Source organism: Shigella sp. FC1567, assembly GCF_001743015.1.
In the GTDB taxonomy this organism is placed as follows: domain Bacteria; phylum Pseudomonadota; class Gammaproteobacteria; order Enterobacterales; family Enterobacteriaceae; genus Escherichia; species Escherichia coli.
The window spans coordinates 1-8,919 of sequence record NZ_MIIV01000074.1; the positions used below are offsets into that span (position 1 = coordinate 1).

The 8,919-nt window shown below is 49.4% G+C and carries 7 protein-coding genes and 2 pseudogenes; 7 read left to right on the top strand and 2 right to left on the bottom strand.

Translation table 11 applies throughout. From position 1 onward, the window contains the following. Positions 1-189: IS1 family transposase (locus BHE85_RS05955; RefSeq protein WP_047204290.1), on the bottom strand; the 189-nt coding region annotated here is incomplete at its 3' end. Positions 190-243: 54 nt separating this feature from the next. After that, positions 244-1,989, bottom strand: a pseudogene (locus BHE85_RS05960) (rhomboid family intramembrane serine protease); the annotation flags it as partial. Between the two features lie 454 nt (positions 1,990-2,443). Here BHE85_RS05960 and gltI point away from each other — a divergent pair. The 7 genes and pseudogenes from gltI to BHE85_RS06000 all read left to right on the top strand — a co-directional run. After that, positions 2,444-3,352, top strand: coding sequence for a glutamate/aspartate ABC transporter substrate-binding protein GltI (gene gltI, locus BHE85_RS05965; RefSeq protein ID WP_001297566.1), 909 nt, complete (start codon positions 2,444-2,446; stop codon positions 3,350-3,352). A 169-nt stretch (positions 3,353-3,521) separates the two neighbouring features. After that, entirely contained in the window at positions 3,522-4,262 is a 741-nt protein-coding gene (gene gltJ, locus BHE85_RS05970; protein ID WP_000020942.1) for a glutamate/aspartate ABC transporter permease GltJ, read from the top strand. Next, positions 4,262-4,936 (top strand): glutamate/aspartate ABC transporter permease GltK, encoded by a 675-nt coding sequence (gene gltK, locus BHE85_RS05975; protein ID WP_000272812.1) that lies wholly within the window; start codon positions 4,262-4,264, stop codon positions 4,934-4,936. The genes gltJ and gltK overlap by 1 nt, the downstream gene beginning before the upstream one ends. After that, on the top strand, positions 4,936-5,661 hold the full coding sequence (gene gltL, locus BHE85_RS05980; RefSeq protein WP_000631384.1) for a glutamate/aspartate ABC transporter ATP-binding protein GltL: 726 nt from the start codon (positions 4,936-4,938) through the stop codon (positions 5,659-5,661). The genes gltK and gltL overlap by 1 nt, the downstream gene beginning before the upstream one ends. A gap of 117 nt (positions 5,662-5,778) precedes the next feature. Further along, entirely contained in the window at positions 5,779-6,714 is a 936-nt protein-coding gene (gene rihA, locus BHE85_RS05985) for a pyrimidine-specific ribonucleoside hydrolase RihA (protein ID WP_001207514.1), read from the top strand. 83 nt (positions 6,715-6,797) lie between these two features. Further along, positions 6,798-8,468 (top strand): molecular chaperone HscC, encoded by a 1,671-nt coding sequence (gene hscC, locus BHE85_RS05990; RefSeq protein WP_000367918.1) that lies wholly within the window; start codon positions 6,798-6,800, stop codon positions 8,466-8,468. Positions 8,469-8,636: 168 nt separating this feature from the next. Next, positions 8,637-8,919, top strand: a pseudogene (locus BHE85_RS06000) (transposase); the annotation flags it as partial.

An 8,919-nucleotide genomic window follows, 5' to 3' on the forward strand; every position in this document is an offset into this window, starting at 1 on the left:
GCCATTCATGGCCATATCAATGATTTTCTGGTGCGTACCGGGCTGAGAGGCGGTGTAAGTGAACTGTAGTTGCCATGTTTTACGGCAATGAGAGCAGAGATAGCGCTGATGTCCGGCAGTGCTTTTGCCGTTACGCACCACGCCTTCAGTAGCGGAGCAGGAAGGACATCTGATGGAAATGGAAGCCACGCAAGCACCTTAAAATCACCATCATACACTAAATCAGTAAGTTGGCAGCATTACCGAAAAACGAAGGTGATTAACGTAGCTGGCAGGATAAACGCCAATAATCTGCCCGGCATTAATATTGAGCAGGATGACATAACCTTGCAGGCCATATGACACCAACGCTAAATATTGACCGTCCGGGCTAATACCCTCAACGGAATAAACGCTCCTGCTACACCATTGCGTCATAATGCTGGCTTGTTGATCCCCTACGCTTATACGTGAAATCCCCTGACTATCTGCAAAAATAACCTCGCCGTTTTCAGGTCGAAAACGCATCGCCGATATCGTTCCACGCGCATCACCTGCGGGAAAGTCTTCTTTCTGATGCGTGATGGTATTGATCCGCACGATGTTACCTCTGCCTGCTCCCGGAACCAGTAATGTTCTTTCATCCGGGGAAAGTGCCATAACCCAGGCGCCTGGTTTACCGCTCGTCCCCGCCCCGTCGTATTTCTCCAGCGGGATATCCGCCACATGCTGATAAGTCACCAGATCAATCGCTGACACACTATTACTGGTGCGATTCATCACCCAGGCTTTTGTGCCATCACGCGAGAGGATAAGGCTGTCAGGATGTGCACCGGTGGTAATCGACTGAATAATCTCCCCTGTCGCCACGTTAATGACCGATAACGCATTCGCTTCAAATGAAGTCGCATAAATCAACTTTTCATCCGGGCTTAATGCCAGCGATCTGACGCCCTGATCTTTACAGCCACCACAATGTTTGACTGACTTTTCTTTCGCTATGGGCGCTGTAAAGGTATGCAGGATTTTCTTTTGTCCGAGGTCGAAAACAACAATGCTGTTCGTGTTTTCAATTGCGGCATACAACATATTACCATCCCGACTGATCGCCATATCATGGATATCGGCAATCTCAGCGAGCAAATCACCACTGGCCTGTTCACGACTTACCGGAGCGGATAATGTTTCCCTGAGGGCGTTGCGTTCCTCCGCTAACTGCTGCTTTTTTTGCCGTCGCTCTTGTTCAATCTCCTGTGGATAAAACGCTTCACGCAGGCTTTGCCTGACTTGTAAAACTGACTCATCCATCTGCTGCTGCGCAAGCCAGATAGCCCCGGTCAGAAGAAGACTGCCCGCAACAATAATCCCGCCTTCCGTAACGAGTCGGTTTTGCCCAGATAAACGCGCGCTCAGCCAACCCAACGCGCCACCCGCAATCAGGCCGCCAATGTGACAAGCATTATCTATTCCTGTTTGCCGGGCACCATACAACAGTGTCAGCGCCACCATACCCAACAGAGAAAATACTCGCCGCTGGTTTTTATGGTATGTGCCCGCACCTGAAGCAAGCTGTGTTGCTATCGCAGCGCCAGCTATTCCCATAATTGCCCCGGATGCCCCAACGCTGATGACTATCTGATCACTATCGCGTAACGCATAACAGGCGCTGATGAGCCCACCAAAGACGCCGGAGAATAACCAGGTAATCAGGAGTCGCCATTTCCCCAGAATCTGTTCCGCCACGCCTCCCACGACCAGGAATGCAAACATATTCATCAGCAGATGAGAAACACTACTGTGCAGAAAGATACTGCTCAATAAGCGCCAGGGTTCACCCGACAAAGTAAGAGGCGCAACGTTTGCGCCGAGATGGATAAGTGCGGATTGATCGACCTCTTCATAACTCATCCATTGTGCGAGATAACAAAATATCCCAATACAGAGTGCAAAAAGGATAAGGGTTATTGCGGGTAATTGAACATTTAACGGCTTAACCGAAGATGCAGACATAAGGTGTTTCTTCCTTGAAAAGACAGGTAAAAAGCATTTTTCCCGTGTGCAGTTATCATCCCGGCAAACGTCCCATGCCGAAAAGATAATTCTGTCCGAAATATGACTTTTTCAGCCTAAAATTACAATCGTAATTAATTTGCCCCTAAGTATTTTTTGGCATGTAAGTTGCTTTATTTACTGTGTAAGCGATGAAATCAGCCGCGACGCAACCAGGTTGCACCACCACAAATCAGCGGTAGCACCAAAAAGGTGCGGTTTAAGAATTTTGCTTCGGAATGGTGCGGCGCATCTCGCAAAAACAAACAATAAAACAGCAATATCTTTACATTTAGCCAAACTAAATGTTACCTAACAGGCACAACACTGCACAATAAAGTTGCAGACGATAACAACACAAACACTCACAACGGGTATCCATGCGTTCTTAACGCAGAAGATAAAGGAGTTGGATATGCAATTACGTAAACCTGCCACAGCAATCCTCGCCCTGGCGCTTTCCGCAGGACTGGCACAGGCAGATGACGCCGCCCCGGCAGCAGGCAGTACGCTGGACAAAATCGCCAAAAACGGTGTGATTGTCGTCGGTCACCGTGAATCTTCAGTACCTTTCTCTTATTACGACAATCAGCAAAAAGTGGTGGGTTACTCGCAGGATTACTCCAACGCCATTGTTGAAGCAGTGAAAAAGAAACTCAACAAACCGGACTTGCAGGTAAAACTGATTCCGATTACCTCACAAAACCGTATTCCACTGCTGCAAAACGGCACTTTCGATTTTGAATGTGGTTCTACCACCAACAACGTCGAACGCCAAAAACAGGCGGCTTTCTCTGATACTATTTTCGTGGTCGGTACGCGCCTGCTGACCAAAAAGGGCGGCGATATCAAAGATTTTGCCGACCTGAAAGACAAAGCCGTAGTCGTCACTTCCGGCACTACCTCTGAAGTTTTGCTCAACAAACTGAATGAAGAGCAAAAAATGAATATGCGCATCATCAGCGCCAAAGATCACGGTGACTCTTTCCGCACCCTGGAAAGCGGTCGTGCCGTTGCCTTTATGATGGATGATGCCCTGCTGGCCGGTGAACGTGCGAAAGCGAAGAAACCAGACAACTGGGATATCGTCGGCAAGCCGCAGTCTCAGGAAGCCTACGGTTGCATGTTGCGTAAAGATGATCCGCAGTTCAAAAAGCTGATGGATGACACTATCGCTCAGGTGCAGACTTCCGGTGAAGCGGAAAAATGGTTTGATAAATGGTTCAAAAATCCAATTCCGCCGAAAAACCTGAACATGAATTTCGAACTGTCAGACGAAATGAAAGCACTGTTCAAAGAACCGAATGACAAAGCACTGAACTAATTACAAGAACCAGGGGCGGAAATTCCAGCCCTCTCGATTGTTACGTAGCACGGACAGACTATACGCCTGATGGTCGTTCCCCATCGGGCCTGAAAACCGCAATACGCTGGGTAACAATCTTCGAGGGTAGCAGTTAACGCTGCTACCCTCTTTTTTCTGGAGTAGATTTATGTCTATAGACTGGAACTGGGGTATTTTTTTACAACAAGCCCCGTTCGGCAACACCACCTATCTTGGTTGGATCTGGAGTGGTTTTCAGGTGACGATCGCTTTGTCGATCTGCGCCTGGATTATCGCTTTCCTCGTCGGTTCATTTTTCGGCATTTTACGTACCGTTCCAAACCGTTTTCTCTCCGGTCTGGGTACGTTGTATGTCGAACTGTTCCGCAACGTGCCGTTGATTGTGCAATTCTTTACCTGGTATCTGGTGATCCCGGAGCTGTTGCCTGAGAAAATCGGCATGTGGTTTAAGGCCGAGCTGGATCCCAATATTCAGTTTTTCCTTTCATCCATGCTCTGCCTGGGGCTGTTTACCGCCGCCCGTGTTTGCGAACAGGTACGCGCCGCCATTCAGTCGTTGCCGCGTGGGCAAAAAAATGCCGCGCTGGCGATGGGCCTGACGCTACCGCAGGCTTATCGATACGTACTGCTGCCTAATGCTTATCGCGTTATCGTCCCGCCGATGACTTCCGAGATGATGAACCTGGTGAAAAACTCCGCCATCGCCTCGACTATTGGTCTGGTGGATATGGCGGCGCAGGCGGGTAAATTGCTTGATTACTCAGCCCACGCCTGGGAGTCGTTTACCGCTATTACGCTGGCGTATGTGTTGATTAACGCGATTATCATGCTGGTAATGACGCTGGTTGAACGTAAAGTTCGCCTGCCTGGCAACATGGGGGGCAAATAATGTACGAGTTTGACTGGAGTTCCATTGTCCCTTCCTTGCCATATCTGCTCGACGGGCTGGTGATCACGCTGAAAATCACCGTCACGGCAGTCGTGATTGGTATTTTGTGGGGCACCATGCTGGCGGTGATGCGCTTGTCCAGCTTTGCGCCCGTAGCGTGGTTTGCCAAAGCCTACGTTAACATATTCCGCTCGATTCCTTTAGTTATGGTTTTGCTGTGGTTTTACCTGATCGTGCCAGGTTTTCTGCAAAACGTGCTGGGATTATCACCAAAAAATGATATCCGTTTAATTTCGGCGATGGTGGCGTTTTCGATGTTTGAAGCGGCCTACTATTCAGAGATTATCCGTGCTGGTATTCAAAGTATTTCTCGTGGTCAGTCGAGCGCCGCGCTGGCGTTGGGAATGACTCACTGGCAGTCGATGAAACTGATTATTCTGCCGCAGGCGTTCCGCGCGATGGTGCCGCTTCTGCTCACTCAGGGCATCGTACTGTTCCAGGATACCTCACTGGTGTATGTGTTATCTCTGGCCGATTTCTTCCGTACCGCCTCAACCATTGGTGAGCGTGATGGTACGCAGGTTGAGATGATCCTGTTTGCCGGATTTGTTTATTTCGTTATTAGTCTTAGCGCGTCGTTGTTGGTCAGCTACTTGAAAAGAAGGACAGCATAATGATTACCCTGAAAAATGTTTCAAAATGGTATGGTCACTTTCAGGTGCTGACCGACTGCTCAACCGAAGTGAAAAAAGGCGAAGTGGTGGTGGTTTGCGGCCCGTCTGGTTCCGGCAAATCAACGCTGATTAAAACCGTCAACGGCCTCGAACCAGTGCAGCAAGGTGAAATCACCGTCGATGGTATCGTGGTTAATGACAAGAAAACCGATCTGGCAAAGCTGCGTTCCCGCGTCGGGATGGTGTTCCAGCATTTTGAGTTGTTCCCCCATTTGTCGATTATTGAAAACCTGACTCTGGCGCAGGTGAAAGTGCTTAAACGCGATAAAGCGCCCGCTCGTGAAAAAGCATTGAAATTGCTGGAGCGCGTGGGACTTTCCGCACATGCCAATAAATTTCCGGCGCAGCTTTCCGGCGGTCAGCAGCAGCGTGTGGCAATCGCTCGCGCGTTGTGTATGGATCCTATTGCGATGCTGTTCGACGAACCGACATCGGCGCTGGATCCGGAGATGATCAACGAAGTGCTGGACGTGATGGTGGAACTGGCGAACGAAGGAATGACCATGATGGTGGTGACCCACGAAATGGGCTTTGCCCGCAAAGTGGCGAATCGGGTGATCTTTATGGACGAGGGTAAAATTGTCGAAGACTCGCCGAAAGACGCTTTCTTCGATGATCCGAAATCGGACCGCGCGAAAGACTTCCTCGCGAAAATCCTGCATTAATCACTCTGGCGCGCATACCCAAGTGCGCGCCATCTCACGCTTTATCGTTTCGCCCCTCGTATCTGTTACATCCTGGCGTTACCCTTGTCGCAAAGAAGCACACAACAAGGAGCAACAATGGCACTGCCAATTCTGTTAGATTGCGACCCAGGTCATGACGACGCTATCGCAATAGTTCTCGCCCTCGCCTCACCAGAGCTTGATGTCAAAGCAATTACGTCTTCCGCCGGAAACCAGACACCAGAAAAAACCTTACGCAATGTTCTGCGTATGCTGACCTTGCTTAATCGCACCGATATTCCGGTAGCAGGCGGCGCGGTAAAACCGTTAATGCGTGAGTTGATTATCGCGGACAATGTGCACGGCGAAAGCGGTCTGGATGGCCCGGCATTACCGGAACCGACGTTCGCACCGCAAAACTGTACGGCGGTAGAGCTGATGGCGAAAACGCTGCGCGAAAGTGCGGAACCTGTCACGATTGTGTCTACCGGACCGCAAACTAACGTTGCCTTGCTGCTCAATAGCCATCCGGAACTGCATAGCAAAATTGCCCGTATCGTGATTATGGGCGGCGCAATGGGGCTTGGTAACTGGACGCCTGCGGCTGAATTTAATATTTACGTTGACCCGGAAGCGGCAGAAATTGTCTTCCAGTCAGGGATCCCAGTGGTGATGGCCGGTCTGGATGTTACTCATAAAGCGCAAATCCACATTGAAGACACCGAGCGTTTCCGCGCGATTGGCAACCCTGTTTCAACCATTGTTGCCGAACTGCTGGATTTCTTCCTCGAATATCATAAAGACGAAAAATGGGGCTTTGTCGGTGCACCGCTGCATGACCCATGCACCATCGCCTGGCTGTTGAAACCCGAGTTGTTTACCACTGTTGAGCGCTGGGTTGGCGTGGAAACACAGGGGAAATATACCCAGGGTATGACGGTTGTTGATTATTATTATCTGACTGACAATAAACCGAATGCCACTGTAATGGTCGATGTTGATCGTCAGGGCTTTGTTGATTTACTGGCTGATCGTCTGAAATTTTACGCTTAACACACGTCATTGATTAAGATCACCACGCGTTACCTGGGTGGTCTTAATCTGTTTATCTCTTTTTCTTTCAAGATATAAATGCAATGGATAATGCAGAACTCACCATTGGTATCGATCTCGGCACTACCAATAGTTTAATTGCCGTCTGGAAAGACGGTGCCGCGCAATTAATTCCAAATAAGTTCGGTGAATATTTAACACCATCCATAATTAGCATGGATGAAAATAATCATATTTTAGTCGGAAAACCGGCTGTATCACGGCGTACTTCGCATCCGGATAAAACGGCAGCGTTATTTAAACGCGCAATGGGCAGTAATACCAACTGGCGGTTAGGCAGCGACACATTTAACGCGCCAGAACTGTCCTCTTTGGTATTACGCTCATTAAAAGAAGATGCCGAAGAATTTCTGCAACGTCCGATTAAAGATGTGGTGATCTCCGTTCCGGCTTATTTCAGCGATGAACAACGCAAGCATACCCGTTTAGCTGCGGAGTTAGCCGGGTTAAATGCGGTACGCTTAATTAATGAACCCACAGCAGCTGCGATGGCATATGGCCTGCATACGCAACAAAATACCCGCTCGCTGGTTTTTGATCTCGGTGGCGGCACGTTTGACGTTACGGTGCTTGAGTACGCCACGCCGGTGATTGAAATTCACGCCTCCGCTGGCGATAGCTTCCTCGGTGGCGAAGATTTTACCCATATGCTGGTCGATGAGGTTTTAAAACGCGCGGAAGTTGCCAGGACCACGCTTAACGAGAGTGAACTGGCAGCCTTGTACGCCTGTGTGGAAGCGGCAAAATGTAGCAATCAATCGCCATTGCACATTCGCTGGCAGTATCAGGAAGAAACGCGGGAATGCGAATTTTACGAGAACGAACTGGAAGATTTGTGGTTGCCGCTGCTCAATCGCTTGCGAGTGCCGATTGAACAGGCGTTGCGCGATGCGCGTCTGAAGCCGAGTCAAATCGACAGTCTGGTGCTGGTTGGCGGCGCGTCACAAATGCCGCTGGTGCAGCGAATCGCCGTGCGTCTGTTTGGCAAATTACCGTATCAAAGTTACGATCCGAGCACCATTGTCGCGCTGGGCGCAGCAATCCAGGCCGCCTGCCGCTTACGCAGTGAAGATATTGAAGAGGTAATCCTCACTGATATTTGCCCTTACTCGTTGGGCGTTGAAGTTAACCGCCAGGGCGTTTCCGGCATTTTCTCGCCGATTATTGAACGAAACACCACAGTACCGGTGTCGCGTGTAGAAACTTACTCGACCATGCACCCGGAGCAGGATTCAATTACGGTTAACGTCTATCAGGGAGAAAACCACAAAGTTAAAAATAACATTCTGGTTGAATCCTTCGATGTGCCGTTGAAGAAAACCGGGGCTTATCAGTCGATTGATATTCGCTTTAGTTATGATATCAACGGGTTGCTTGAAGTTGACGTGCTTCTGGAAGACGGCAGCGTTAAGTCCAGAGTGATTAACCACAGCCCGGTAACATTGAGCGCGCAGCAGATTGAAGAGAGTCGGACGCGGTTATCCGCATTGAAAATTTATCCGCGCGATATGCTCATCAATCGCACCTTTAAAGCCAAACTGGAAGAGTTGTGGGCGCGAGCGCTGGGTGACGAGCGAGAAGAGATTGGCCGGGTGATCACCGATTTTGATGCGGCGCTACAGTCAAACGACATGGCCCGCGTGGATGAAGTTCGGCGGCGGGCGAGCGATTATTTAGCCATTGAGATCCCATAAACACGGCTGCCGGATGCGGCGTAAACGCTGCATCCGGCATCGGCGCAAAAAACACATCGTCAACTAAACAACATCGCGATTTTGCCGAGAGCATAATGAAGTGGCACACTGAATTTGGCCACCTGAACAGAGGTGATATGCTCACCTCAGAACAACACAGGTGCTCCAATGAAAAAAAGAAATTTTAGCGCAGAGTTTAAACGCGAATCCGCTCAACTGGTTGTTGACCAGAAATACACGGTGGCAGATGCCGCCAAAGCTATGGATGTTGGCCTTTCCACAATGACAAGATGGGTCAAACAACTGCGTGATGAGCGTCAGGGCAAAACACCAAAAGCCTCTCCGATAACACCAGAACAAATCGAAATACGTAAGCTGAGGAAAAAGCTACAACGCATTGAAATGGAGAATGAAATATTAAAAAAGGCTACCGCGCTCTTGATGTCAGACT

Coding starts and splice junctions, on each gene's coding strand:
- gltI (WP_001297566.1), top strand. CDS start 2,444: ATGCAATTACGTAAACCTGCCACAGCAATCCTCGCCCTGGCGCTTTCC.
- gltJ (WP_000020942.1), top strand. CDS start 3,522: ATGTCTATAGACTGGAACTGGGGTATTTTTTTACAACAAGCCCCGTTC.
- hscC (WP_000367918.1), top strand. CDS start 6,798: ATGGATAATGCAGAACTCACCATTGGTATCGATCTCGGCACTACCAAT.
- rihA (WP_001207514.1), top strand. CDS start 5,779: ATGGCACTGCCAATTCTGTTAGATTGCGACCCAGGTCATGACGACGCT.
- gltL (WP_000631384.1), top strand. CDS start 4,936: ATGATTACCCTGAAAAATGTTTCAAAATGGTATGGTCACTTTCAGGTG.
- gltK (WP_000272812.1), top strand. CDS start 4,262: ATGTACGAGTTTGACTGGAGTTCCATTGTCCCTTCCTTGCCATATCTG.